The sequence below is a fragment of the Mesorhizobium sp. C277A genome, assembly GCF_040324395.1.
Classification (GTDB): Bacteria; Pseudomonadota; Alphaproteobacteria; order Rhizobiales; family Rhizobiaceae; genus Mesorhizobium.
In genome coordinates this window covers 1152168-1177681 of the sequence record NZ_JAMYVW010000002.1, presented here as the reverse complement: position 1 = coordinate 1177681, position 25514 = coordinate 1152168, and the positions used below count along the sequence as shown (strand labels likewise).

Sequence of the window (25514 nt, the reverse complement as noted above, 5' to 3'; positions counted from 1 at the left end):
CGGAACCGACGAAGAGTAGGCCGAGGCCTGGCAGCTCCTGTTCTATCGATCAGCCAGCGCCAGCTTGGCGCCGAGCATGACAAAGGCGCCGGCGAAGGTGCGGCGCATCCAGGTCAGCACCATCGGCCGCGACACGACATGGCTGCGGATCGAGGCGGCAAAGATGCCGTAAGCGACGAAGACGACGAAGGTCAGCAGCATGAAGACGCTCGAGAGTTCGAGCATCTTGGCAAATGCGTTCGGTTCGGTCGTGCTGACGAATTGCGGCAGGAAGGCAAAGAAGAAGATCGACAGCTTCGGGTTCAGGATGTTGATCAGGATACCGGAGGTGATGACCTTGGCTGCCGAGCGGGGTGCCGCGTTTTCATCGACGCTCAGGCCGCCCTTCTCGTTCAGCGTGTTCCAGGCCATGTAGAGGAGATAGGCGACGCCGAGATATTTCAGCGTCTCGAAGGCGACAGCACTTGTGTGCAGCAGCGCCGCCAGGCCGGTGATGGCGGCGGCCATATGCGGGATGATGCCAAGCGTGCAGCCGAATGCAGCAGTGATCGAGGCGCGCGCGCCTCGCGAAAGCCCGGCGCTCAGCGTGTAGAGAACGCCGGTGCCGGGCGAAGCCACGACGATCAGCGACGTCAACAGGAATTCGATGCTCATGGTTCCTCCAACGCCCTGCCCGTGGTGGAAGCTATCGGGGGATGTGGGATGAGGCAAGGTGGGCGTCGGCTAGATCGTTGGCATCCCGTGCGCCTTGCGCGCCATCAGGCAATCGTCGCCGCCAGGCATGCAGGCGTGGCAGACGTCCGGGCGGATCTCGTAGATGCCGCAGGCCGTGCGCTTGCCGATCTCGCCCGTAAGCGCCGAACAGCGCACGCCCTCGCAGCGCATGCCGGACAGGTCGGCGGACACGAACTTTTCCGGAATGCGGTCAAGTTGCGCATCGTCCTCGGTCGAGAAGCGCGGCCATTCGGCCGAGTAGGAACAGCAGGCGCCGCAGCTCTGGCAATCGAAAACCGGCTGGTCGTCCTGTTTTGACGACCGGATATCCCTGGCGGCCAACGCGACCAGCCCAGGCGCTGCGAGATTGCGATCGGCTTGGTGCGGCAAGGCGCTATTTCTTCTTGCCTGCCTTGCCCTTGGGCGTGGCGGCTGGCGCCTCGAACAGATCGGTCGCCGACGGTTCGGCGGCCTTCGGCGCGGCAGCGGGCTTGGCCTGCTTTGCAGTGGCAGCAGCCGGCGCTGCCGGCTGGTCCTTGGTGGAAAACTTTATGGCCATGTCAGTCCTCGTCGGAAAAGCGGGATGATGGTGCGCGCGGATTGCGCAAGCGGCCGATCAGCGCCGAGACCGCTGTGATGTTCATTTCCTCGGGCGACCAGTTCCTCGCCTCGGCAATGTGGTGCGCCGCCAGTTCGCGATGCGTGCTGCCGCTATAGGCGGCATCCTGGTAGGTCACGCGCTCCTGGGTCTTTTTGTCCTCGCGGACATATTCGACCAGATAGTTCGGGGCTTCGGCACGGCCGCGCACGCCGACGCGCACCTGGGCATCGCCATGCGCGCGCTTGCAGCGCTCGAGCTTTTCCAGCACACGGCGGACATATTCGACCGGCTTGTCCAGTCCCGGGACCATGGACGCGATGGTCGCATCGGCATCGATCGGCGTCGGCGGTACGCGCTTGGTGGCCATCAGCGTTTGCCTGCCCGCTTCGGCAGCGCCGCAAGGGCTGCGGCCGCTGCCATGTCGTCGGCTTCCTTTTCCTTGCGCAGTTCGCGCAAGCGCGCGGTCTTGGCTTCGCGCGCCTCGCTGACGGCATCACGCTCGGACAGGATGCGGTTGAGTGACATCGACTGGGTTTGCGTCTTGCTGAACGGCGAGCCGGCCTGTTCGGCGGTCTTCGATTGAGTGGTCAAAACTTTCTCCTGTCGGGAGCCTGGTGCCGATAGAGCGAGACCGGGCTTCGGTCACGACCAATGCAATACGGCATCGGGGCAATATGGGCGGTTCAGATTGCTGGATCGTCCCTTAGCACGTTCCGGCGGGCGTGCGGCGCACTTTTAGCGGCATGACGCATAAAATGAAAAAGGCCAGGCACCGCCTGACCTTCCATGAAAGCGCCGCGCATCCAGTTGGATGCGCAAGGCGCTCCTTTCAGCCTTTCATCGGTGCCAGTACATCCGTGGTCACCGGAAGGCCGAATTCCTTATCAGGCCGCCTTCAACTGGTCGGCGGACATCTTGCCCGACTTGTTGTCGCGGGTCATCTCGTAGCCGAGCTTCTGACCCTCGACGATGTCACGCATGCCGGCGCGCTCTACGGCCGAGATGTGGACGAAAACGTCGGCGGAGCCGTCGTCAGGCTGAATAAAACCAAAACCTTTGGTGGCGTTGAACCATTTCACTGTGCCGGTGGCCATGAAGAACCCTTTCCCTGGCAAATATTCGTTCACCATCGTGCGACTGCACAACAGCGTTTTGTCTCGATTTTTGATGGGGAAGTTCGTCAAAGGCGCGCATCATGCGCGGATAACAAAAGTCGGTCAAACAAATATCGACATATTTCTTATAGACTTCTTTTAGCGCCGAGTCAATTTCTGGTTTGGCCGCGGCCCAAATTCAACCTGAGGATGCCTGAGGCATAAGCCTCAACTGACGAGGTGGCGGAGCGCAAGACGTTCCCAAAAAATATTCCACGCCCCGAAACCAATCGCAAGCCGGCGCATTTCCGCGGTGTGAGCAATTCAGAGAGCAATCTCGGTAATGCTGGCAAAAGGACGCCTCCCGCACATTAAACGGTGCGAGAGGCGTTCTTGTATGTGCCGTTGTCTGACACAATTCCCAAGGGAAAACCGTTTCACACTTTTCCTTAAACTTACGCTCGCCTACAGGATCGCGCTGATCAGCGGCAGGATCTCGTAGTGGAAACCGCGGCCGGAGCTCGACACCGGATCGCCGTCGGTGACCGCTCTTGCCTCGGCTTCGCTGCCGACACGCAGGATCAGCAGACCCCAAGGACCGGCCGGGTCGGCGACCGGCCCGGCCAGGATCATGGTGCCCTCGGCAAGCTTGCCGCGCAGATAGTCGGCATGCCGGCCCATCAACTCCCTCTCCTCCTCCGTCAGGGTGAAGGCGAAGTCCGGCCGAGGCGGGATCAGCCGGCAGTGGAAGATTGTTGGCGCGGTAGTCTCACGCGGTCCATCATTGCTGGCCATCGGTCACTCACCGTGATGTCATTAGTGGTCCTATTCGTCCGGGCCGGGTTCCGGCCAAGTCTCCTTCGCTGCTTCCGCATACCAGTGCCGCATCGCCGGCGTTGCCAACACGGCGTCGACGTAGGCGCGCGTGTCGGGCGCGAGCTTGCCGCCATAGGTGTCGAAGCGGGTGACGACAGGTGCATACATGGCATCGGCCGCGGTGAAATGACCGAACAGGAAGGGGCCGCCTTTGCCGTATTGTTCCCGGCACTGGCGCCAGATCGTTTCGATGCGCGCGCGCTGCATTTCGCCTTCGGCGTCGAGCGGCTTGTGGCCCTTCGGCCGGCGCAAATTCATCGGCCAGCCATAGCGCACCTCGCGAAAGCCGGAATGCATCTCGGTCGCCACCGAGCGAGCCAAGGCGCGGGCGCCGATATCCTGCGGCCAAAGTTTTTTCTCCGGAAACAGGTCGGCCAGATATTCAAGGATGGCAAGGGTTTCCCAGACAATCCTGCCATTGTGATTCAACACTGGCACAAGGCCGGTGGGCGAGACTTTCGCCAGAGCGGCAAAAGTCTCGGGCGTGCGCAGGCGCACGAAACCTTCCTCGAACGGGATCTCCAGATGCTTCATCGCCACCCATGGCCTCAGCGACCAGGACGAAAAGCACTTGTTGGCGATGATGAGCGTAAATTCAGCCAAGGCGGTCTCCCCAAAATTTCGTCACACTAGTCACACGATACGACGCGGCAAAGCGTTTCGGCGACCATATAAGCGACCAGATGCGACGATGATCGCCGCCCAGGGAACCTAAGCCAAGCCGGCCCGTTTGCCTCCTGCGAATGAATCCCCGGAATCCCAGGAGATGCAAAGATGGTGAACAAGGATCAGGTTGCCGGCGTGGCCAAGCAGGTCAAGGGCTCGGTCAAGGAGGCCGGCGGCAAGGCGACCGGCAACAGGCAGACCCAGGCCGAAGGCACGGCCGACAAGACCGCCGGCAAGGTGCAGAAGGTCTATGGCGACGTGAAGGACAAGATCAAAAAGGCGCTCTGACCCGATCTTGCAGGCAATGAGGAAGGCGGCTCAAGGCCGCCTTTTTCTTGTCAGAGGCTGAGGCTCTTGCTGAAGGCGCTGGTGAACTTGACCCCGCCCCGGTCGCCCGCCGCCTCGCCCAGCACCACGTCCATGCCGTCCCCGGTTACCCTCACCAGCGCGAAGCCACCCATATAGGCAGCCTTCGGCTTGAACAGGTCGAGGCCATCGCTTTTGTAGATCATAGGCACTTCGTGCTGATGGCCATGGAAGATGGCGATGACATTGTAGCCCTTCAGCGCCGCCAGCAGCGCCTGGCGGTCGGCCTCGCTCCACCAATGCGGCGCGCCTGCGCCGTCATCGTCATAGGTGCGCTTGGCCGGGTCCCAGCGCTCGACCGAGAAAGTGTCCCAGCCATAGTGCTGGAACAGGATGACGGGACGGCCATCCGCAGCGTAGGTCGTCAGATCCTGCTTCAGCCACGGCAGGCTGCTCACCGCGCCGTGGCCGGTGTCGCCGGCAAACCGGTGGGTCTGGACGAGATGCAGGCCGCCCCAGTCCCAGGAATAGCAGTCGGTGTCGACATCGTATTCGGTGGCCGGCACCGGGGGCTTGAAGAACACGCCGGGGCGATGGTTGACCTCGACATAGTCGCGCAATTCGCGCCGGTACCAGTCGACGTGCGGCGGCGAGCCGTTCTGGTCGAGATCGTGATTGCCGAGGCCGACATAGACCGGCATGTGCACGCGATCGGGACCGACGCCCTGTTGATAGCGCTGGCTGAACTGCAACAGTTGCGTGCCTTCGCTGGGCTCGGTGATCTGGCCGCCGCCATCGTCGGTGATGTCGCCGCCGACAACGAGGCCGAGCGGCGCATCGATGCGGCCGCCGGCCGAACGCAGGCGGGTTGCAACGCCATCGATCTCGACTGGCCATTGCCGGCCGGCCAAGCCATTGAGGACAGCGACATTGCGCAACAGCGCGGCATCGGTCTTGCCTTCCTCCAGGCAGTTGGGGCTGAGGCCGCTCGACATGCGGCAGGCATGGACATCGGCGATGAACAGAAAGGTGGCGTCGATGGGCTGGATGCGCTTGCCGGTCTGGCCAAGCGCGGCGCGCGGCAGCATGCCAGCCATGGCAAGGCCGGCTGCCTGTGCGAGGAAATTGCGACGGGAGAGGACGAGCTTGCGATTCATGACCTGAAATTCAGCACAGCCGGCGCCCCACCGTCCAGTTGCCAGGAATGGCAGGTCGACACGGCACTGAGGCTCTGGCATTTCTTGGGTCATGCTGGCGCGCAGCAAATACAAGCAGAGGGGAGGATTTCATGAGAGCCGTTTCGATAGGCGTGGTGCTGGCTGGGTTGCTGCCGGCGGCTGCGGTGCATGCCGCCGATTGTGTCGACGCAAAATCGGCCAAAGCCGGCTTCGTTCTGGAAATGCCCGGCGTCCGCAGCGAGTTTCGGCCGGTGGCCGGCGGCATGGTCTCCGTTGCCAACACCTACGAATCGCAATCGCCGCAGACACAGTTCCTGTTTGCCGGCCTGGTCGAAGTGTTTCGCGACAGCGATACCGGACGGGTGGCGACGATCCCGTTTTCCGATCTGCGAAAACTGTTTCCGCTGAAGACGGGAGCCAAGAGCACGATCGAATTCGTCGAGCTGTCGCCGAACAAGCAGCCGAAGAGCACCAAGACGCTGAGCCTGGTCGTCAAGGGCAAGGAGACGTTCAGTGTCGGCGGCTGCAAATACAACGTGCTGGCGGTCACGGAGACCTTCAAGAACGGCGCCGGCGAAACGCTGGACACATTTACCGCGCTTTATGCGCCTGATCTGCAAGCGTCCCTCGCCCGGCGCTACGACGAAGGGACCAGCGCGGAATCGGTGAACGGTTACGAGACGATCAAGCCGCTTTCCAACTAGAACAGCGCAGTTCCGGCCTCAAGGTTTTCCCGGCCGCAGCAGGATCCTGCTACGCCGCTTCGCTCTGCTCGGGAATGGCGGCGTTGAGCTACCCTGAAGTTCGGCCAGGCAATCGCGCAGCACGCTGGCATCCTGTGCCGCCTTGGCCATCGACATGGCGCCGGAATAGGCGGCGATGGCGAGTGCCGCAAAGCGCTCGGGGTCGGTGCCCTGCTCCCTCCCCGACTGCTGGTCGGCTCGCACCTTGTCGGCAACCGCCTGACGCCATCCGGCAAAGATATCGTCCAGAGCGGCGCGGAAATCCGGGTCAGCGAGCGACAGTTCATGCGCCAGATTGTTGAGCGGACAGCCGCGCACGAAGCCTTGCTGCTCAAGCTCGGTCGCCACCGCCTCGAACACCGCGCGCACGCCTTCGCGCGCCGAGCCTGCCGCCCGTACAGGGTTGATCCAGGTTTCATCGAGGGCCGCTGCCACGCGCTCCTCGATCACCGCCAGAACGAGCGCCTTCTTCGTCGGGAAATGATGATGCAGCGCGCCGCCGCTGACGCCTGCGGTCGTCATCAGCTCGCCAAGGGCGGATGCATGATAGCCACGCGCCTGGAACGACGCTTCGGCGATATCGAGCACCTTGTTGCGCAGCCCTTCGGGATCGTTGGTGCGTTTTCGCGGCGGCCCTTTCGGAGCCCGAGCAATCTCTGCTGACATTTGCCAACGATAGCAGATTGACAAAACAGGACAACCGGTCTGTTTTATAAACCGGATGATCATCCTGTTTTTTGGAGACGACACAATGACCGTACCCCTGAATGCGCCTGCGGCGGCAAAACTGCTCGCTTCGCCTGTCGTCGAGTTGCGGCAGTACACGCTGAAGCCGGGCCGGCGCGAGACGCTGATCGACATCTTCGACAGTCGGTTCATCGAAGGCCAGGAACACGCCGGCATGACCATCATCGGACAGTTCCGCGACCTCGACCGCCCCGACATGTTCGTCTGGCTGCGCGGCTTCGGTGGCATGGAAGCGCGGAAGCAGGCGCTCACCGCCTTCTATGACGGGCCGGTGTGGACGGCGCACCGCGACGCCGCCAATGCGACGATGATCGATTCCGACGATGTACTGCTCTTGAAGCCGGCATGGCCAGGCGCCGGCTTCGATCTGTCAGGCTCGCAGCGAGGCGCCATGCCGGCGGATGGAAAGTTGAGCGCAGACAATGGCTTGACCGGTGTTGTTGTCATCCAGATTCATCATCTGCGGTCTGGCGCCGAAGCCGATTTCGCCGGCAATTTCGAAACGGACGCCGTTCCGGTCCTTATCGGCGCCGGCGGACGGTTGCTTGGCGCCTTCATCACCGAGCACGCTGAAAACAGCTTTCCCCGCCTGCCGGTGCGCTTGAGCGAAAACGTCTTTATCGCGGTGACGGGTTTCGACAGTCCCGAGGCGCATGCCAGTTACGAAGCCGCAGTTGCCGCTTCGCCCCAATGGCAAGCGGCCGATGTGACCTGGCGGACCGAAACCTTGCGCCTGACGCCGACGTCGCAGTCGCTGCTGCGGTAACCGGATCGGCACGCGGCCAACCGAAGTTCATACTGAGCGATAGGCCGGCGGCTTGACCGCCCTCGCCGATCGGCATTGCCTTCGTGACGCGGGCAACAGCGAGAGCATTCGATGCGACTTGGCCTTCAATGAGACTTTCTGGCAAGCGAGCACTGGTGACCGGCGGCTCGGACGGCATCGGCCTGGCGATATCGGAAGCTTTCTTGCGCGAGGGCGCCGACGTGCTGATCGTCGGTCGCGACACCAGCAAGCTCGAGACCGCCCGCGAGACACTTGCGGCGGCGGGCAACGTCGGCACCCAGTCGGCCGATCTCTCGACCTCGTCCGGCATCGATGCCGTGGTCGATCGCGCGAAAGCAACCGGCCCGCTCGACATCCTCGTCAACAATGCCGGCGTCGCTTATCTGGTGCCTTTCGAGACCGTCACCGAGCACCAATTCCAGCAATCCTTCGCGCTCAATGTGACGGCGGCGTTCTTCCTTACCCAGCGGCTGCTGCCGCATCTCGGCGCCAACGCCTCCGTCATCAATATCTCGTCCTACTTCGCCGACAAGATGATCCCGAAGCGGCCGTCGAGCCTGTATTCCTTGTCCAAGGGCGCGCTGAATTCGCTGACCAAGTCGCTGGCCTTCGAGCTTGGTCCGCGCGGCATCAGGGTCAATGCGATTGCGCCCGGCACGGTCGACACCGCCATGCGGCGCAAGTCGATCGACAACCTGCCGGCGGCAGCGCAAGCCGAGCTGAAAACCTATGTCGAGCGCAGCTACCCGCTCGGCCGCATCGGCCAGACCAGCGATCTTGCCGGCATCGCCGTCTATCTGGCCAGCGACGAGGCGGCGTGGACCAGCGGCGGCATTTTCGCGATCGATGGCGGGTATACGGCGGGGTGACCAAACTTCCGATACCGCGTCTGTCTGCAGATTGAGCAATGCTTCAGACATTCGTGGTGCCATGCCGTCTATCGATCCACTGATCCTCTTCTACACAACGTTCTTCAGCAAACCCGTCGATATCGCGTCGATACAGTGCGAAATGCCCGGGCGGTGGACACTGGACAAACGACGGATTTCCGAGGCCGCGGCAGTCGTCTTCCATATTCCGAACTTTCGCGAAGTTGGCGATGCCTACAAATACCCTGGTCAATATTGGGTCGCCTGGTCGATGGAATGCGGCCAAAACTACAAGCGACTTGCCGACCCCAAAATCATGCGGCACTTCGATATCATCATGACGCATGAATCCCGGTCCGATGTCTGGGTACCCTACCTTCCGCGTGCGGTGTGGTGGAAAGATGCGCTGGCCAGACCAATCGTGCCGAAAACGGAAGAAGCGCCGGTCGCACTCTTCCAGTCGGCCGGCCTGAATTATAGCGGCCGTGTCGATTTGGCGAACGAACTGGCGCGCCACATCAAGATCGATTCTTATGGCCGATATAGCAACAACCGATCGGTCTCTGGCCCCGATCTGGGCTCGAAGACCAAGATCGAAACCATTGCGCGGCACAAATTCTGCCTGGCCATGGAGAACTCGATCGAGGCCGACTATGTCACCGAGAAAATCTATGACGCGTTCATGGCGGGCACGGTGCCGATCTACCTTGGCGCTCCCAATGTGGACGAGTTCGTTCCGGAGCACTCCTTTATTGACGCCAGTGCCTTCGCCAGCGCCAGCGATCTTGCAGCCTATCTCCAGCACCTGATCGCAACGCCGCAAGACTACGAGGCTTATTTCGACTGGCGCTCAAAGCCATTGCCCGACAATCTCGTCAAACGGGTGCAATCATTGGAAACACCCGCGTTCTGCAGACTGATGAGCGTCGTGCGCCAGCGTCTGGAGGCGCGGACAAGCACGCCTTCCGGACGGCGAACACTTCCGTTCGGCTATAGAGCCTATCTCAGGACAAAGCTGCGCCGTTGGAGGAAAAAGGTTCCGAGCTGACGGTCCGCGATCAGGCGCGCTTTCAGCAAAATACCGAGGACAAAGAGCGTCTCTTGCGACGTCGAGACGGCTTCGACCTTGCCGCAATGCATCTTGGAAAACTCCGAGGCCATGTGGAGGCGCTCCCAGGGTGGACTTGAAATTCTCGGCTTCGCGATCCGAAGCTCGATCCGGATGCGATGCCGGATTTTGGTCGGGAAACTGAACAGAAGGACAAGTGCATAAGCTACCTCATCGCTGCTGTTGCCAGTGAGACGCCGGCACGGATGGTAGTTTGTGTGGCAGCGTCGCTCGTAGGTAGAGTAGGTAGACATGAATTGCGCATTGCTGATCCTGGGGGAAGTTTGCGTAGAGCAATCCGCCAGCTCGACATGATCTTATCGAGCTAAATCCGCAAGTTTCCGTCCACTTCATGGGATCAAGCCGCACTGAGGAGCAATTTCCTTCACACGAAAGTGGAGGGTGCAGGATCCCGAAGGGCGGCGCTACTGCTTCAACCGATTTACTGCCTGCCGGCCGCAATCTCTGCTTGAAGGCCATTGTGCAACGCGATACGCCGTTGCCGAATTCGATCGTCGGAGAGACAAGTGACCGCTGCCAGGACCAGAACCGAAACCGACACGTTCGGCCCCATCGAGGTTGCCGCCGACCGTTACTGGGGCGCGCAGGCGCAGCGTTCCCTCGGCAATTTCAGGATAGGCTGGGAAAAGCAGCCGGCCTCGATCGTGCGTGCGCTCGGCATCGTCAAGCGAGCGGCGGCGGAAGCCAATATGGAGTTGAAGCGGCTCGATCCGGCAGTCGGCAAGGCGATCATCGAGGCGGCGCAAGAGGTGATCGACGGCAAGCTGAACGATCATTTCCCGCTGGTCGTCTGGCAGACCGGCTCGGGCACGCAGTCCAACATGAACGCCAACGAGGTGATCTCCAACCGGGCGATCGAACTTCTGGGCGGCGTCATGGGCTCGAAGAAGCCGGTGCACCCCAACGACCACGTCAATATGAGCCAGTCGTCGAACGACACCTACCCGACAGCCATGCACATCGCGTGCGCCGAGCGCATCGTGCACGATCTGCTGCCGGCGCTGAAGCATCTGCACGCTGCGCTCGAGGTCAAGACGAAGGCCTTCGCCCACATCATCAAGATCGGCCGCACCCATACGCAGGACGCGACACCCCTCACGCTGGGCCAGGAATTTTCCGGCTACGCCGCGCAGGTGGCCTCTTCGATCAAGCGCGTCGAGATGACGCTGCCCGGCCTGCAGGAACTGGCGCAGGGCGGCACCGCCGTCGGCACCGGCCTCAACGCGCCGGTCGGCTTTGCGGAAAAGGTGGCGGCGCGCATCGCCGAAATCACCGGCATCGCCTTCGTCACCGCGCCGAACAAGTTCGAGGCGCTCGCCGCGCACGATTCCCTGGTGTTCTCGCATGGCGCCATCAACGCGGCGGCCGCCGCCCTCTTCAAGATCGCCAACGACATCCGCTTCCTCGGCTCCGGCCCGCGCTCGGGCCTCGGCGAACTGTCGCTGCCGGAAAACGAGCCGGGTTCCTCGATCATGCCGGGCAAGGTCAACCCGACCCAATGCGAGGCTCTGACGCAGGTCTGCGTGCAGGTGTTCGGCAACAACGCCTCGCTGACCTTCGCCGGCAGCCAGGGCCATTTCGAGCTCAACGTCTACAACCCGCTGATGGCCTACAACTTCCTGCAGTCGGTGCAGCTGTTGGCCGACGCTTCGATCTCCTTCACCGACAATTGCGTCGTCGGCATCGAGGCGCGCGAAGACAACATCAAGGCCGCGCTCGACCGCTCGCTGATGCTGGTGACGGCGCTGGCGCCGACGATCGGGTACGACAATGCCGCCAAGATCGCCAAGACCGCGCACAAGAAGGGCACCACCTTGCGCGAGGAAGCACTGGCCACCGGGCTGGTCAGCGAGGCAGACTACGACCGGCTGGTGCGGCCGGAGGACATGACGCATCCGGGTTAAGCGATTCCAGGGGAAGTGCCTTCCTCGAATCGCGCAGCCCTTCCTCTTTGGAATTGCGTCAACTAGAAATCCGAATTGTGTGGCGGGACAATTTGCTCCCGCCGCTGCTGGCCGCGACAAGAATTTTGCGTCGGTCGAACGATCCCGAAATGTACGTCCTGTGAACAATGTGTCGCCGGACTGGCGGCTTTGGTGAACAGTCGGCTTGGTCTATCTGACGGGACATCAACCCTTTTCGGAGAGCCACCATGTCCATCAACACTTCCGCTGCCGGCGCCGGCATCGCGTCCAACAGCTCCACCACCATCCTGCTCGGCCGCATCCTGCTCGCCGCCATCTTCCTGCTTTCCGGCTTCGGCAAGCTCACCGCCATTTCCGGCACCGCCGGCTATTTCGGCGCCATGGGCCTGCCGGTGCCGACCATAACGGCCATTGTCGTCGGCCTGATCGAATTGCTCGGCGGCCTTGCCGTGCTCGTTGGCTTTCAGACCCGCATCGCCGCCTGGGTGCTCGCGGTCTTCACCATCGCCTCGGCCTTTGTCGCCCATACCGGCTGGGCCGACCAGAACCAGATGATCCATTTCCTGAAGAACGTCGCCATCACCGGCGGTTTCCTGCTGCTGGCTTCCTCGGGCCCTGGCGCCTACTCGATCGACGCCAAGCGCGGCTGAGCTTTCCCTCCCAAGCCTGAAAAAAGCGGCGTGGAATTTCCACGCCGCTTTTTCGTTGTCTGCCCAAGCGCGCGCCCGCCCCATCCCTGCTAGGATCGGTCTCGAAACAGCCTGCGGACAGACAACGGAGATGACCATGCCCCGCGATGCATTGCTTCTGATTTCCCGGCTGCTGCTCGCCGCCCTGCTCGTTCCCTCCGGCTACCACGCGCTCGCCGACATTGCCGGGACGACCGGCTATTTCGCCGGCCTCGGCATGCCATTGCCGACGCTTGCCGCCTGGGGCACCGGGCTGTTCGAGTTGATTGCCGGTCTCTTGATACTGGTCGGCTTTCAGACGCCGGTCGTTGCGATACTTCTTGCCGCTTTCTGCATCGTTGCAGGCTCCATCGGCCACTACGGCCAGGGCGGCGATGACCCGATGCTCACCTTCCTGCACCAGCAGATGCTGATGAAGGATATTGCCATCGCCGGTGGATTCCTGGCGCTAGCCATGGCCGGCGCCGGGGCCTGGTCGATCGACGGGCGCCGCGCCGCGGTCTGATATCGTCAAATATCGTCCCGGTTGAACCATCGACGCCCGTGCCAGGTCGACCCCCACTCCGTCTCGGCTTCGTCGAGCCACCTCTCCCCCGATCGACGGGGTAGAGGAAGGGCGCGAGCCTATTGCCGCCAACGCTTTCCAACGAGGCTCCCTTCCCTTTCCCTCCGGAGGGGGAGGTGGCGCTGCGAAGCAGCGACGGATTGAGGAAGCCGGTGCTCGAACGCGAGGCCGACGACGACATGGTTTTGCTGTCAGGCCGCGCCTACTTCACCGACACGCTCTGCCCACCCTCGACCGCCAGCACCAGCCGGCGGTTGGTGATCCGCGCCAGTTGCGCCAGCCGTCCGGCCGGGCGTTCGCCGTAAAGATCGGAAAGTGAGGCCGGCAGCACCAGCGCCAACGTGCCATTGCCGCGGTTTTCCCATTTCAGCCGCGGCATGACGCCGGGCATGGCCGCCGTCAGCAGATAGACGACGCGCAGCACCGCCGCCAGGATGCGGGCGCGCTCGAGATAGCGCGGCGTCGCCAGGCCGCGGATTTCCGGCGCCGCATCGTTGAACACGCCTTCGTGGCGGAACAGGCCGACCAGCGCCAGGAAGGCACGGCCGGGGTGATCGACGCCAATGAAGGAGGCGTGGGCAATGATGTTGAGCGACTGCTTGCCGCGATATTCCGGGTGTGCGCGCCAGCCTATATCGGCCAGCAGACAGGCAGCGTGGCGATAGCGCGCCTCATCCTCCGTCTCGTCGATGCCGAAGGCGGCAAAGGTCTTGTCCGTCCATTCGACAAGCTCATGCGCATGGGTGACCGAGCGCGACCGCAGCCGCGCCAGTTCCTCCGAAGCGGAGACCAGCGGATCGGCCTTCTGCTCGGCAGGGTCGAGCAGCGAATAGAGAAACCCTTCGCGCACGCCCAATGCCGAGACGATGATCTTCGACGGCTGCATCGCCGCCATGATCTCCTGCAGCACGACCGCGCCATAGGGCAGCAGCGAACGGCGGTTCTTCGACACACCTTCGATGCCCTTGACCTTCTCGATCTCGCCTTTCGCCACCTGCTTCAGGAAATTGGCGGCGCTTTCGACACCGATCTCATAGTGGTGCATGACGCCAAGCGGGTAGTTGGTCATTTCCATGTGCAGCCGGGCAAGGTTTCGCCAGGTGCCGCCAACGGCGTAAAAGGGCCGTCCCGGCCCGCCCTTCAACAATTTGGCGCGCGCCAGTTCGTCGCGGGTGATCTTTGCCGCCTGGGCGAGCGAATTCCTGGCCATGTCCTGCAGCCGCAGGCCACCCAGCGGCAGCGTGATGCCGTCGCCGATCGCCTCGCCATTGATGTCGATAAGCTCCAGGCTGCCGCCGCCAAGATCGCCGGCAATGCCATTGGCGGGGTGGAAGCCCGAAATGACGCCAAGCGCCGAATAATGCGCCTCCTGCCGGCCAGTGAGCACGCGGATCTCGGTCTTGAGCACATCCTGGGCCCGGTGGATGAAATCGGGGCCGTTGATCGCTTCGCGGGCCGCGGCCGTTGCCAGCACAAACATGTGCTCCGCACCCGCCTGGTCGGAGAGCGCGCGGAAACGGCGGAACTCCTCCATCGAGCGCGTCACCGCCTCGGGATCGAGCTTGCCGGTCGAAACGATGCCGCGGCCGAGACCGGCCAGCATCTTTTCGTTAAACAGCAAGGTCGGCGAGCGCGCCAGCCCTTCATAGACGACAAGGCGGATCGAGTTCGAGCCGATGTCGATGATGGACAGCGGCCGGCGATCCTGCAGCCGGCCTTGGGACGTTGAAATCATCAGCCGGTGTTCTTCTTGCGACGCTTGAACTGCGCGATGCGCTTGGGCGCATGCGACTTCAGCGCGTCACCCCGTCCCGACAGGCTCGGATTGGTCATGAAATATTCCTGCGCGTTGAACGGTTCCTCACCCTCCTCCAGCACGACGCGCCGGGAGGTTCCGTCAGCCAATACGTCGAAACTTTGCTGGTTGTCCATGATGTTGCCCAGCATGATCTGGCCAAGGATCTGTTCATGCACCGTTGGATTGGTGATCGGCACCATGGTCTCGACGCGGCGGTCGAGATTACGTGGCATCAAGTCGGCCGAGGCGATGTAGACGATCGCCTCGTCCGACGGCAGGCCATGGCCGTTGCCGAAGCAGTAGATGCGGCTGTGTTCGAGGAAGCGGCCGACGATCGACTTGACCCTGATGTTTTCCGACAGGCCGGGCACCTGCGGCCGCAGGCAGCAGATGCCGCGCACGACGAGATCGATCTCGACGCCGGCACGGCTGGCGTCATAGAGCGCGTCGATGATGTTGGGATCGACGAGCGCGTTCATCTTCATCCAGATGCGCGCCGGACGGCCAGCCTGCGCGTAGGCGACCTCGTCGGCAATGTGCTTGAGGATACGGCTGCGCAGCGTAAACGGCGAGATGGCGATCCGCATCTCATCGGTCGGCTCGGCATAGCCGGTGATGAAGTTGAACAGCTGGGCGACATCGTGCGCGATCGTCGGATCGGTGGTGAAGAAGGACAGGTCGGTGTAGATGCGCGCGGTCACCGGATGGTAGTTGCCGGTGCCGAGATGCACATAGTTGCGCAGCTTGCCGTCCTCGCGCCGCACTACCAGCGACATTTTCGCATGGGTTTTGAGTTCGAGGAAGCCGAACACGACCTGAACGCCGGCGCGTTCGAGGTCGCGCGCCCAGCGAATGTTGGCTTCCTCGTCGAAGCGCGCCTTGAGCTCGACCAGGGCGGTTACCGACTTGCCGGCCTCGGCCGCGTCGACCAAGGCGCGCACGATCGGGCTGTCGTTGGAGGTGCGGTAGAGCGTCTGCTTGATCGCCACCACCTCGGGGTCGGCCATCGCCTGGCGCAGGAATTGGACCACCACGTCGAAGGATTCATAGGGGTGGTGGACGACGATGTCCTTCTCGCGGATGGCCGCGAAACAGTCGCCGCCATGCTCGCGGATGCGCTCGGGAAAGCGTGGATTGTAGGGGGTGAACTTCAGGTCGTCGCGTGGCACGGCGACGATCTCGGAAATCTGGCTGAGCGCCAGCGGGCCGGTCAGAACGCTGATGCGGCTCGAAGAGACGCCAAGCTCGCCGGCGACGAACTCGCGCAATTCGCCGGGCATCGACTTGTCGAATTCGATGCGGATGACCGAACCGCGGCGGCGCCGCTTCAGCGCCGTCTCGAACAGGCGCACGAGATCTTCCGACTCTTCCTCGACCTCGATATCGCTGTCCCGGATGATGCGGAAGGTGCCGGAACCCTTGACCTCATAGCCGGGGAACAGCTTGCCGATATAGAGGCCGACAGCCTCCTCCAACGGAATGAAGCGAACGTGCTGCTTGCGGTCGGGCAGACGGATGAAGCGCTTCAGCGCCACCGGCAGGCGTAGAAGCGCGCTCATCTCCTCGCCATTCTTGCGATGGCGCAATTGCAGCGCCATCGAGAAGCCGAGATTGGGAATGAACGGAAACGGATGCGCCGGGTCGATCGACAGTGGAGTCAGGACCGGGAAGACCTGGTCCTGGAAATGGTCTTCCAGCCAGACTTTCTCATCCTTGGTTAGTGCATCGCGGGTGATGCTCTCTATGCCTTCCTTGTTGAGCAGCAGCATCAGCGCTGAAAGGCTGTTCTGCTGGTCCTCCTGCAGCCGCTCGACCTCGCGCAGCAATTGTTCCAGCTGCTGCTCCGGCGTGCGGCCGTCGGGGCTCTTGAGCGCTATGCCTTCGCGCACCTGGCCCGCAAGGCCGGCGACGCGGACCATGAAGAATTCATCGAGATTGGCGGCCGAAATCGACAGGAAACGGACGCGTTCGAGCAGCGGATGGTGCTCGTTCTGTGATTCCTCGAGCACACGCCGGTTGAACTGCAGCCAGGAGAACTCACGGTTGACGAACCGATCGGGGTTGCCGCCCTCGGGGCTCGCCACTTCGACATTGATGAATTCGCTCTGCACCGGCTTCAGTTCGTTCATGGTTCCTGCTCTTCCCCGCCAACCGTCCCTTGGAGCGCCGCTGGACGTGCCATGCCTCTAACACGCTTTTGTGACGCATGGCCCTTCGGCGAAAACCATTCCGATTTCAGGGACGTGCACTTAACCGGCTCACCGTATCCTCTGACAGGCTTTTGCGACAGTTTCATTTCATCGATCTTGCAAACAGGCCTGTTATGTTCCAGATGCTTTTCGACGAGATCAAGGAGACGACGATGGCAGGCGGTTCCATTCCCCATTTCCAGAACGATGCGGGCCATCCGGCAATCGACATCGGCGTCAAGGAATTCATGTGCACCGGCGCCAACCCGCCCTTCGACCACCCACATGTGTTCCTCGACATGGGCGACGACAATGAAAAGGTCTGCCCGTATTGCTCGACGCTCTACCGCTATTCGGCGAAGCTGAGGGCGACGGAAACGCTGCCGGCTGGTTGCCTTTATATCGACCAGGCCGCCTGATCCTTCCGCGACAAGCCCGATGGAAGACATAAGGTCCCGGCAGGTCATAATCGCCGGGGCCGGCATCGCCGGGCTGACCGCCGCCCTTGCCTTCGCCGGAGGGGGTTATCCGGTAAAGCTTATCGAACAGGCACAGCACCTAGAAGCGGCTGGCGCCGGCATCCAGCTTTCGCCCAACGCAACACGCATTCTTCGACAACTCGGCGTGCTCGACCGGCTGTTGCCGGCAGCGTTGCGGCCGGAAGCGGTCGTGCTCAAGGACGCCGGGACGCTGCGCGAACTGGCGCGGGTACCGCTCGGGCACGCCGCCGAAGCGCGCTGGCAGTCGCCTTATCTCGTTGCTCACCGCGCAGATCTGCAGGCAGCGCTGTTGGCGCAAATGGCTGAACGGCCGGAGATTGAGCTCATCACCGGCGCCCGCGTGACCGGCATCGTCAAAGACGCGCAATATGTCGCCGTGACCGCCGAAGTGGACGGCCGCGAGATCGAGGCAGGCGCCAAACTCCTGATCGGCGCCGATGGCGTCTGGTCGGCGGTCCGGGCGCAACTCGCAGGCGAGGACTTCGTCAAAAGCCGTTTTTCGGGCGAACTCGCCTGGCGGGCTACAATCGCAGGCGACGGTGCGGCCGGAGAGGCCTTTGCCGCGATCGGCGCCGCCGACTGCGTCACCACGTTCCTGCATCCAGGCTTCCACATGGTCGCCTATCCCGTCAGCAAAGGCCGGGCCTTCAATCTCGCCGCCTTCACCAAGGGTGAGCGCATGGCCGAAGGTTGGTCGGGCCATGCCGATCCCGCGATCCTCACGGCTGCCCTGCGCGGCACCGCGCCGGGCCTGACGAAGCTTGTGGCACTGGCCGGCCCATGGACGGCCTTTCCGATCCACACCGTCGAACAACAGCGGTGGACGAGCCCGCAGGGCATCGCGCTGATCGGCGACGCCGCGCACGCGATGACGCCGTTTGCGGCGCAAGGTGCCGCGATGGCGATCGAAGATGCCATCACGCTTGCCGACGCTATCGCCGATTTCCCTGGCGATCTGCCCAGAAGTTTTCGAATCTGGGAAAATCTTCGGCGGCCGCGTGTCGCCAAGGCCGCGCGTCGTGGGGCCGTAAACCGCCTCGCCTGGCATGCTGCCGGCCCGGTGGCGATCGCCCGCAATCTGTTCCTGGCCATGCGCTCGCCCGACAAGCTCGCCGCCGACCTCGACTGGCTCTATGGATGGCGAGCGGACACTCGGCAGTCTAGATCGTCGACGTAGCGATCCTTCCCACTCCCCTCTGTCCTGCCGGACATCTCCCACGCAAGGGGGGAGATTGGATGTCGCCGTCGCCTTCGCCAAAATCGCCGGCGTTGCAGCAGGAGCGCGGGCAAAACGGCTGATCTCCCTCTTGCGGGGGAGATGGCCGGCAGGCCAGAGGGGAGTGCTGTCCCGCTGACTTCAAAAGATCCAACACTGTCGCGGTGCGATGAAGGACTGCTAGTTATAAAACCGCATCGACAAGCCCAGCGAGGCCGGCAGCGGGTTCCACCAGCCGGTGCGCAGGCCGGCGGTGCGCAGCCCGGCGGCTGTCCAGGTGTTGCAGCCGACAAGCGCGTTGAAATGGCCGTTCGCCTCGAAGAAGCGGTCGAAGCTGGAATGGGCGGCGTTCTCGATGACGACCGGACCATGCGGCCCTTGCTGGAAACTCGCGTCGATATAGTTGAGCAGCGCTGCAAAACGTTCCTCATCGATGTCGAAACCGGTGACAGCAGGGTGCGGCTCGGCGATGGCCCCGGCGATATCGACATGCATGACCGAGGCGTCCAGTGTCAGCGCCTTGAGGACGGGCACTGTCTTCAGCTGCGACCAGCTCGGCGTCTCCAGATAGAAGGCCCGGCCGCCCCAGCCAAAGACGATGTAGCGCACTTCCGGGGCGTCGACAGGGATGCCGGCAGCGACCAGGAAATGGAAGCGCCGGCGCACCTCGTCATCGACGGGAATGGCGATGTCGGTGTGGATCGGATTCTCCAGCACCAGAATATGGCGCGTGCCCTCACCCGCCGCTGACGCCGGCCACAGCGGACGCGGCACCAGCGTGCCGAGCGTGGCAGCGAGCGCGACCACGATAATCAGCATGGCCACGAAATGCAGGGCTTTTCTCATGCGGCGGCGGCTTTGTGTTTCAATGGAGAAGATCAACCCCGACCCCAGATAGCAAAAGAGCCCGGCCGCATTACGGCCGGGCTCTTTTGGTTCGCATGAAAATGCTCAGTGCAGGATCTGCGACAGAAACAGCTTCGTGCGCTCGTGGCGCGGATGGTCGAAGAACTCGGCCGGCGTGTTCTGTTCGACGATCTGGCCCTGATCCATGAAGATCACCCGGTTGGCGACCTTGCGGGCAAAGCCCATTTCGTGAGTGACGCACAGCATGGTCATGCCTTCCTCGGCCAGGCCCACCATCGTCTCCAGCACTTCCTTGATCATTTCGGGATCGAGCGCCGAGGTCGGCTCATCGAACAGCATGATGCGCGGGTTCATGCACAGCGAACGCGCGATCGCTACGCGCTGCTGCTGGCCGCCCGACAGCTGGCCCGGATATTTGTTGGCCTGTTCGGGGATCTTGACGCGCTTGAGGAAGTGCATGGCGATTTCCTCGGCCTGCTTCTTCGGCGTCTTGCGCACCCAGATCGGCGCCAGCGTGCAGTTCTCCAGGATGGTCAGATGCGGGAACAGGTTGAAGTGCTGGAACACCATGCCGACCTCGCGGCGCACCTCGTCGATCTTCTTGAGATCGTTGGTGAGTTCCTTGCCGTCGACGATGATCTTGCCCTTCTGGTGCTCTTCCAGCCGGTTGATGCAGCGGATCATGGTCGACTTGCCCGAGCCCGAAGGACCGCAGATGACGATGCGCTCGCCGCGCATCACCTTGAGGTTGATGTCCTTCAGCACATGGAACTCGCCATACCATTTGTGCATGCCGATGATGTCGATTGCGACATCGGTGGTCGAGATGTGCATCTTCTTGGCATCGACCTTGATCTCTTCGGCGCTGACGGCGTTTTCTATGACCATGGCAGGTTCCCCTTTTTTGTTTTTAACGTTTGTGGCCGGTGTCGAGCCGGCGTTCCGTATACATCGAATAGCGCGACATGCCGAAGCAGAACAGCCAGAAGACGAAGGCAGCGAAAATCAGGCCGGACTTGGTGGTCTGCGGCGTCGCCCAGTTGGGATCGGAGAAGTTCTGCTTGACGACACCGAGCAGGTCGAACATCGAGATGATGATAACCAGGCTTGTGTCTTTCAACATGCCGATGAAGGTGTTGACGATGCCGGGTATGACCAGCTTCAGCGCTTGCGGCAGCACGATCAGGTTCATCTTCTGCCAGTAACCGAGACCAAGCGAATCCGCCCCCTCATACTGGCCCTTGGGGATCGCCTGCAGACCGCCGCGCACCACCTCCGCCATGTAGGCGGCGGCAAACAACGAGAAGCCGATCAGCGCCCTGAGGAACTTGTCGAAGGAAACGCCGGGGGGCAGGAACAGCGGCAGCATGACGCTGGCAAAGAACAGAACGGTGATCAGCGGGATGCCGCGAACGAATTCGATGAAGATGACGCACAGCATCTTGACTATCGGCATCTTCGAGCGCCGACCAAGCGCCAGCACGATGCCGAACGGCAGCGACACTGCAATGCCGACAAAGGCCAGGCTGAGCGTCACCAGCAGGCCGCCCCATAGCTGCGTCTCGACATGCGGCAGGCCGAACATGCCGCCGACCAGCAGCACGAAAGCGACGATCGGCAGCACCAGGAAAAGCAGGATCGCGTTCAGCCCCTTGCGCGGCACGCGCGGGATCAGCAGCGGCACCAGCAGCGCCACGAACAGTATGGCGACCAGGATCGGCCGCCAGCGCTCCTCAATAGGATAGCGGCCGAGCATGAATTGGCCGAACTTGGCGTTGACGAACGCCCAGCAAGCGCCGGACCAGCCATCCGGCTGAACCCCGCCTTGCGCCGCCGTGGCGCATACCGAGCGATCGGACCCTACCCACTGGGCGCTGATGAAGGCCCAGTTGATGATTGGCGGCAGGATCATCACCACCAGTGCGATGCCCAGTACGGTCAGGATGGTGTCGCCCACCGAACCGATCAGGTTCTTGCGGACCCAGGCGATAGGCCCCCGCACGCCGGCCGGCGCCTGTTGCGCCAGTGCCATTTCGGTCCGCACCCAAGCGGTATCATGTTCCTGCATGGCCTTACCTCTCCACCAGCGCCATCCTGGCGTTGACCACATTCATGACCGCCGACGTCACCAGGCTGATGACGAGATAGACGACCATCATGATCAGCACGTTTTCGACCGCCTGCCCCGTCTGGTTGAGCACTGTGCCGGCGGTCGCCGTCAGGTCCGGGTAAGCAATAGCGATGGCCAGCGACGAGTTCTTGGTCAGGTTCAAATACTGGCTGGTCAGCGGCGGGATGACGATGCGCATGGCTTGCGGCACGACGACTAGCCGCAGGATCGATCCCGGCCGCAGCCCCAGAGCGCCAGCCGCTTCCGACTGGCCCTTCGAGACGCCGAGAATGCCGGCACGCACGATCTCGGCGATGAAGGAGGCTGTGTAGCAGGACAGCGCCAGATAGAGCGACAGGAATTCCGGCCCGATGTGGAAACCGCCGGCCAGGTTGAAGGTCGATTGCTTCGGAAAATCGAAGGTCAGGGGAAAGCCGCTCAGCGCATAGGCCAGAATCGGCAGGCCGACGATCAGCGCCAGGGACGTCCAGAATACGGGAAACTGCTGACCGGTCGCCATCTGCCGCTGGCGCGCCGTGCGGGCGACGAACCATGCCATGGCGATGCCGACAAGCAAGGCGACAAAGATCAGCCAGGAGCCATCACCCCAGATTGCACGAGGAAGATAGAAGCCGCGCTGGTTGAGAAACGAGCCGAATGGCAGGTTGATGCTTTCACGCACCACGGGCAAGACCGCCAGCACGCCCGAATACCAGAAGAAGATCACCAGCAGCGGCGGGATGTTGCGGAAAATCTCGACATAGACCGTGCAGATCTTGCGGATCAGCCAGTTGTGCGACAAGCGGCCGATGCCGACGATGAAGCCGATGATGGTTGCGGTGATGATGCCGGCAACGGCGACGATGAGGGTGTTGATCAGCCCGACGACAATGGCTTTGCCATAGGTATCGTCCGAGTTGTAGGGGATGGCGCTGACTGAGATATCGAAGCCGGCACGGCTTTTCAGGTAGCCGAACCCGGAAGAAATGTGCAGGCGCTGCAGATTGTCGATGACGTTGTGGACAATCCACCAGACGCTCGCCACCAGCAAGACGACAACCACCGCCTGGAAGACAACTCCACGGACTTTTGGATCGTTGATGAAGGAACCGCGGCTCGGCTCCTCGCGTAGGACTTCCTGCGACGCCATTGCCCATCCCCTGCAAAGAGAAACCGGAAGGCAGACAATCTGCCTTCCGGATCGCATTTCGATCAGCGGATCGGTGGCGCGTATTGCAGGCCGCCCTTGGTCCACAGCGCATTGATGCCGCGCGCGATCTTCAGCGGGCTGCCGGTGCCGACATTGCGCTCGAACATCTCACCGTAATTGCCGACTGCCTTGACGATGTTGACGACCCAGTCATTGCTAACGCCGAGATCGGTGCCGATCTTGGTTTCGGGTTCCTGGCCGAGCACGCGCTTGATCTCCGGGTTGTCCGAGGTCTTCATCTCGTCGACATTGGCCTGGGTGATGCCCAGTTCCTCTGCCTGCAGCAGCGCGAAATAGGTCCACTTGACAATGTGGTACCACTGGTCGTCCCCCTGGCGCACGGCCGGGCCGAGCGGTTCCTTGGAGATGATCTCGGGCAACACGACATGGTCTGCCGGCGCGCTGAGCGTCAGGCGGATGCCGTAGAGACCCGACTGGTCGGTGGTGTAGACATCGCAACGGCCCGCGTCGTAGGCGGCGTTGACCTCTTCAAGCTTTTCGAAGACGACCGGGTTGTACTCCATCTTGTTCGCCTTGAAGTAGTCGGCGAGGTTGAGCTCGGTCGTGGTGCCGCTCTGCACGCAGACTGCCGCACCCGAAAGCTGCAGCGCCGAATTGACGCCCGGCAGCTTCTTGGCGTTGATCATGAAGCCCTGGCCGTCATAATAGGTGACGCCGACGAAGTTCAGGCCAAGTGCCGTATCGCGATTGATGGTCCAGGTGGTGTTGCGCGACAGGATGTCGACTTCGCCCGACTGCAGTGCGGTGAAGCGCTCCTTGGCGCTGAGCGGCGTGAACTTGACCTTGGTGCCGTCGCCGAAGACGGCGGCCGCGACCGCGCGGCAGAAATCCACATCGATGCCTTTCCATTCACCCTTGTCGTCAGGCGCAGCGAAGCCGGCAAGACCTGTGTTGGTACCGCACTGGATGAAGCCTTTCGCCTTGACGTCGTCGAGCGTGCTCGCCGACGCGGCCGAAGCCATCCATCCAAGCGCAGCGGCGCCGAGAATGCCAATTGCAATGTGTTTCATAACCCACAGACCCTTTTCTGTTTTCAGGTAAACCCTGATCCTCAGGCAAATCCTGATCTTTTCCCGCGTGAACCCGGCTCCCATCCGGCTCATTCCCGGAACCCCGCGTCGTAACCGACGCCCGGCCCCTCCCATTCACGAACTGCATCGAAGGCGATTATCTCTGTGAGGTCAAGGGAAATGACCGTTTCACGACAGCTTTGAAAACCAATTGCCGCAAATGCCTGAATTGCAGACAACAGCATCAGGAAAGCAGCAAGCCCCGCAAATAAAACCGGCAAAGTCCGTCGACGCTAATCCACATCCACTCATGAAATCCGCGGCTCTGGATCGCCACGCATTCCAGACTATTCATGGGGGAATTGGCCTATGCAAAGGGCACCGCCTGGCGGGCGCCCGCTGTTGCACGGCCAATGCCGCCGCTCTATGGCTAGCGCTTTCACCACAAGGCGAAGAGCAATGGCGACTGACGGCAACGAAATGGGTATCAACACGCGGCTTGCCCATTCGGGCAACAATCCGCACGACTATTTCGGCTTCGTCAATCCGCCGATCGTGCATGCCTCGACCGTGCTCTATCCCAATGCGTCGGTGATGGCGGCGCGCAGCCAGAAATACACCTATGGCACACGCGGCACGCCGACCACCGATGCGTTGGCGCATGCGATCGACGCGCTGGAAGGCTCCGCCGGCACAATAATCGTGCCGTCGGGCCTGGCGGCGGTGACCGTCCCGTTGCTGGCGTTTCTCTCGGCAGGCGATCACATCCTGATTGTCGATTCCGTCTACCATCCGACCCGCAATTTCGCCGACACGATGCTGAAGCGGCTGGGTGTCGAGGTCGAGTATTACGATCCGCATGCCGGCGCCGGCATCGCCAGCTTGATCAAGCCGAACACCAAAGTCGTGTTTACGGAATCACCGGCCTCCAACACCTTCGAGGTGCAGGACGTTCCGGCGATCGCCAAGGCGGCGCATGAAACGGGCGCCATCGTCATGATGGACAATACCTGGGCAACGCCGCTCTATTTCCGTCCGCTCGACCACGGCGTCGATATCTCGATCCATGCGGCGACGAAATATCCGGCCGGGCATTCGGATGTGCTGCTGGGCACAGTGTCTGCCAATGCCAACTGCTGGAAGCAGCTTTGCGAGACGTTCTACACGATGGGCTGCTGCGCCGGCCCCGACGACGTCTACCAAGTCCTGCGCGGCCTGCGCACGATGGGCGTTCGGCTGGATCACCATCAAAAGAGCGCGCTTGCCATTGCCGTCTGGCTTGAAGGCCAGCCCGGCGTGGCCCGCGTGCTGCACCCGGCGCTCCCCAGCCACCCCGACCACGCGGTGTGGAAGCGTGATTTTTCCGGCTCGAGCGGCATCTTTTCCATCGTGCTCAAAGGCGGCGGCCAGAGACAGCAGCATGCCTTCCTCGATGCGTTGAAAATCTTCGGTCTCGGCTATTCCTGGGGCGGCTATGAGAGCCTTGCCGTGCCGGTCTTCCTCGGCGACCGTACCGTCGCCAAGGGCCCCTATGACGGCCCGCTGATCCGGCTGCAGATCGGGCTCGAGGATGTCGAGGACCTCAAGGCCGATATCCTGCGCGGGCTGGAAGCGGCCGCTGCGGCATGACACCAGCAAACTTGCCAAGCTGATTCCGCTAGCCGGCTTAACCCGTTGAAAGGATTGGCGAGCGGCTTTCGTAGG

General features: G+C 62.2%; 29 protein-coding genes. 11 read left to right on the top strand and 18 right to left on the bottom strand.

Annotated elements, in window-relative coordinates; genetic code table 11:
- Nucleotides 1–42 precede the first annotated feature (42 nt).
- The 8 genes from NKK52_RS05880 to NKK52_RS05845 form a co-directional block, all read right to left on the bottom strand.
- The gene (locus tag NKK52_RS05880) at nucleotides 43–654 is read right to left on the bottom strand and encodes a LysE family translocator (protein ID WP_023671507.1); all 612 of its coding nucleotides are present in this window, start codon (nucleotides 652–654) and stop codon (nucleotides 43–45) included.
- Nucleotides 655–723: 69 nt separating this feature from the next.
- Entirely contained in the window at nucleotides 724–1104 is a 381-nt protein-coding gene (locus tag NKK52_RS05875; RefSeq protein ID WP_023684310.1) for a YkgJ family cysteine cluster protein, read from the bottom strand.
- Nucleotides 1105–1108: 4 nt separating this feature from the next.
- On the bottom strand, nucleotides 1109–1273 hold the full coding sequence (locus NKK52_RS05870; RefSeq protein ID WP_023671505.1) for a hypothetical protein: 165 nt from the start codon (nucleotides 1271–1273) through the stop codon (nucleotides 1109–1111).
- A gap of 1 nt (nucleotide 1274) precedes the next feature.
- A complete protein-coding gene (locus NKK52_RS05865) occupies nucleotides 1275–1682 on the bottom strand; it encodes a hypothetical protein (RefSeq protein ID WP_023671504.1) in 408 nt (135 codons plus the stop codon).
- Nucleotides 1682–1906 (bottom strand): hypothetical protein, encoded by a 225-nt coding sequence (locus tag NKK52_RS05860; protein ID WP_023684311.1) that lies wholly within the window; start codon nucleotides 1904–1906, stop codon nucleotides 1682–1684. Before NKK52_RS05860 ends, NKK52_RS05865 begins: the two co-directional genes overlap by 1 nt.
- 293 nt (nucleotides 1907–2199) lie before the next feature.
- Nucleotides 2200–2409: a cold-shock protein gene (locus tag NKK52_RS05855; RefSeq protein ID WP_023671502.1), complete on the bottom strand. Its 210-nt coding sequence runs from the start codon at nucleotides 2407–2409 to the stop codon at nucleotides 2200–2202.
- Nucleotides 2410–2874: 465 nt separating this feature from the next.
- Nucleotides 2875–3204 (bottom strand): YciI family protein, encoded by a 330-nt coding sequence (locus NKK52_RS05850; RefSeq protein WP_023824496.1) that lies wholly within the window; start codon nucleotides 3202–3204, stop codon nucleotides 2875–2877.
- Nucleotides 3205–3234: 30 nt separating this feature from the next.
- The gene (locus tag NKK52_RS05845) at nucleotides 3235–3888 is read right to left on the bottom strand and encodes a glutathione S-transferase family protein (protein WP_023684314.1); all 654 of its coding nucleotides are present in this window, start codon (nucleotides 3886–3888) and stop codon (nucleotides 3235–3237) included.
- A gap of 171 nt (nucleotides 3889–4059) precedes the next feature.
- Between NKK52_RS05845 and NKK52_RS05840 the strand changes: the two genes are divergently transcribed.
- Nucleotides 4060–4239 (top strand): CsbD family protein, encoded by a 180-nt coding sequence (locus NKK52_RS05840; RefSeq protein ID WP_023671498.1) that lies wholly within the window; start codon nucleotides 4060–4062, stop codon nucleotides 4237–4239.
- Between the two features lie 50 nt (nucleotides 4240–4289).
- On the opposite strand, the gene NKK52_RS05835 is transcribed toward NKK52_RS05840, so the two are convergent.
- Complete coding sequence (locus tag NKK52_RS05835; RefSeq protein ID WP_023671497.1) at nucleotides 4290–5414, bottom strand: metallophosphoesterase; 1125 nt, start codon at nucleotides 5412–5414, stop codon at nucleotides 4290–4292.
- Nucleotides 5415–5545: 131 nt separating this feature from the next.
- On the opposite strand from NKK52_RS05835, the gene NKK52_RS05830 reads away from it, so the two are divergent.
- The gene (locus NKK52_RS05830; RefSeq protein WP_023671496.1) at nucleotides 5546–6139 is read left to right on the top strand and encodes a hypothetical protein; all 594 of its coding nucleotides are present in this window, start codon (nucleotides 5546–5548) and stop codon (nucleotides 6137–6139) included.
- Between the two features lie 18 nt (nucleotides 6140–6157).
- On the opposite strand, the gene NKK52_RS05825 is transcribed toward NKK52_RS05830, so the two are convergent.
- A complete protein-coding gene (locus NKK52_RS05825) occupies nucleotides 6158–6844 on the bottom strand; it encodes a TetR/AcrR family transcriptional regulator (protein ID WP_023684316.1) in 687 nt (228 codons plus the stop codon).
- An 85-nt stretch (nucleotides 6845–6929) separates the two neighbouring features.
- On the opposite strand from NKK52_RS05825, the gene NKK52_RS05820 reads away from it, so the two are divergent.
- The 6 genes from NKK52_RS05820 to NKK52_RS05795 all read left to right on the top strand — a co-directional run bounded on the left by NKK52_RS05820 (nucleotide 6930) and on the right by NKK52_RS05795 (nucleotide 12829).
- The gene (locus NKK52_RS05820) at nucleotides 6930–7691 is read left to right on the top strand and encodes an NIPSNAP family protein (protein ID WP_031204161.1); all 762 of its coding nucleotides are present in this window, start codon (nucleotides 6930–6932) and stop codon (nucleotides 7689–7691) included.
- Nucleotides 7692–7819: 128 nt separating this feature from the next.
- Complete coding sequence (locus NKK52_RS05815; RefSeq protein ID WP_023697718.1) at nucleotides 7820–8581, top strand: SDR family NAD(P)-dependent oxidoreductase; 762 nt, start codon at nucleotides 7820–7822, stop codon at nucleotides 8579–8581.
- 61 nt (nucleotides 8582–8642) lie between these two features.
- The gene (locus NKK52_RS05810; RefSeq protein ID WP_023684319.1) at nucleotides 8643–9629 is read left to right on the top strand and encodes a glycosyltransferase family 10 domain-containing protein; all 987 of its coding nucleotides are present in this window, start codon (nucleotides 8643–8645) and stop codon (nucleotides 9627–9629) included.
- A 587-nt stretch (nucleotides 9630–10216) separates the two neighbouring features.
- Nucleotides 10217–11614 (top strand): class II fumarate hydratase, encoded by a 1398-nt coding sequence (gene fumC / locus NKK52_RS05805; RefSeq protein WP_023684320.1) that lies wholly within the window; start codon nucleotides 10217–10219, stop codon nucleotides 11612–11614.
- Between the two features lie 248 nt (nucleotides 11615–11862).
- On the top strand, nucleotides 11863–12285 hold the full coding sequence (locus NKK52_RS05800) for a DoxX family protein (RefSeq protein ID WP_023671490.1): 423 nt from the start codon (nucleotides 11863–11865) through the stop codon (nucleotides 12283–12285).
- A 136-nt stretch (nucleotides 12286–12421) separates the two neighbouring features.
- Nucleotides 12422–12829 (top strand): DoxX family protein, encoded by a 408-nt coding sequence (locus NKK52_RS05795; protein WP_023712732.1) that lies wholly within the window; start codon nucleotides 12422–12424, stop codon nucleotides 12827–12829.
- A gap of 262 nt (nucleotides 12830–13091) precedes the next feature.
- On the opposite strand, the gene ppx is transcribed toward NKK52_RS05795, so the two are convergent.
- Both ppx and NKK52_RS05785 read right to left on the bottom strand, forming a co-directional pair.
- Nucleotides 13092–14624: an exopolyphosphatase gene (gene ppx, locus NKK52_RS05790; RefSeq protein ID WP_023684321.1), complete on the bottom strand. Its 1533-nt coding sequence runs from the start codon at nucleotides 14622–14624 to the stop codon at nucleotides 13092–13094.
- Nucleotides 14624–16816, bottom strand: coding sequence for an RNA degradosome polyphosphate kinase (locus NKK52_RS05785; RefSeq protein ID WP_023684322.1), 2193 nt, complete (start codon nucleotides 16814–16816; stop codon nucleotides 14624–14626). The genes ppx and NKK52_RS05785 overlap by 1 nt, the downstream gene beginning before the upstream one ends.
- A 233-nt stretch (nucleotides 16817–17049) precedes the next feature.
- On the opposite strand from NKK52_RS05785, the gene NKK52_RS05780 reads away from it, so the two are divergent.
- Together NKK52_RS05780 and NKK52_RS05775 are read left to right on the top strand one after the other, a co-directional pair.
- A complete protein-coding gene (locus NKK52_RS05780; protein WP_023705697.1) occupies nucleotides 17050–17295 on the top strand; it encodes a zinc-finger domain-containing protein in 246 nt (81 codons plus the stop codon).
- Between the two features lie 19 nt (nucleotides 17296–17314).
- A complete protein-coding gene (locus NKK52_RS05775) occupies nucleotides 17315–18553 on the top strand; it encodes an FAD-dependent monooxygenase (RefSeq protein ID WP_023684323.1) in 1239 nt (412 codons plus the stop codon).
- Nucleotides 18554–18772: 219 nt separating this feature from the next.
- On the opposite strand, the gene NKK52_RS05770 is transcribed toward NKK52_RS05775, so the two are convergent.
- The 6 genes from NKK52_RS05770 to NKK52_RS05745 all read right to left on the bottom strand — a co-directional run bounded on the left by NKK52_RS05770 (nucleotide 18773) and on the right by NKK52_RS05745 (nucleotide 24091).
- The gene (locus tag NKK52_RS05770; protein ID WP_031204164.1) at nucleotides 18773–19438 is read right to left on the bottom strand and encodes a TIGR02117 family protein; all 666 of its coding nucleotides are present in this window, start codon (nucleotides 19436–19438) and stop codon (nucleotides 18773–18775) included.
- A 105-nt stretch (nucleotides 19439–19543) separates the two neighbouring features.
- Nucleotides 19544–20347 (bottom strand): amino acid ABC transporter ATP-binding protein, encoded by an 804-nt coding sequence (locus NKK52_RS05765; protein WP_023671483.1) that lies wholly within the window; start codon nucleotides 20345–20347, stop codon nucleotides 19544–19546.
- Nucleotides 20348–20369: 22 nt separating this feature from the next.
- The gene (locus NKK52_RS05760; RefSeq protein ID WP_023684325.1) at nucleotides 20370–21527 is read right to left on the bottom strand and encodes an amino acid ABC transporter permease; all 1158 of its coding nucleotides are present in this window, start codon (nucleotides 21525–21527) and stop codon (nucleotides 20370–20372) included.
- A gap of 4 nt (nucleotides 21528–21531) precedes the next feature.
- Nucleotides 21532–22719: an amino acid ABC transporter permease gene (locus NKK52_RS05755; RefSeq protein WP_023684326.1), complete on the bottom strand. Its 1188-nt coding sequence runs from the start codon at nucleotides 22717–22719 to the stop codon at nucleotides 21532–21534.
- 62 nt (nucleotides 22720–22781) lie between these two features.
- Complete coding sequence (locus NKK52_RS05750; RefSeq protein WP_023684327.1) at nucleotides 22782–23810, bottom strand: amino acid ABC transporter substrate-binding protein; 1029 nt, start codon at nucleotides 23808–23810, stop codon at nucleotides 22782–22784.
- Between the two features lie 89 nt (nucleotides 23811–23899).
- A complete protein-coding gene (locus NKK52_RS05745) occupies nucleotides 23900–24091 on the bottom strand; it encodes a hypothetical protein (protein ID WP_023684328.1) in 192 nt (63 codons plus the stop codon).
- Between the two features lie 178 nt (nucleotides 24092–24269).
- Between NKK52_RS05745 and NKK52_RS05740 the strand changes: the two genes are divergently transcribed.
- Nucleotides 24270–25439 carry a cystathionine beta-lyase gene (locus NKK52_RS05740; protein ID WP_023684329.1) on the top strand — a complete coding sequence of 390 codons (1170 nt, stop codon included), beginning with the start codon at nucleotides 24270–24272 and terminating at the stop codon, nucleotides 25437–25439.
- Nucleotides 25440–25514: the final 75 nt, after the last annotated feature.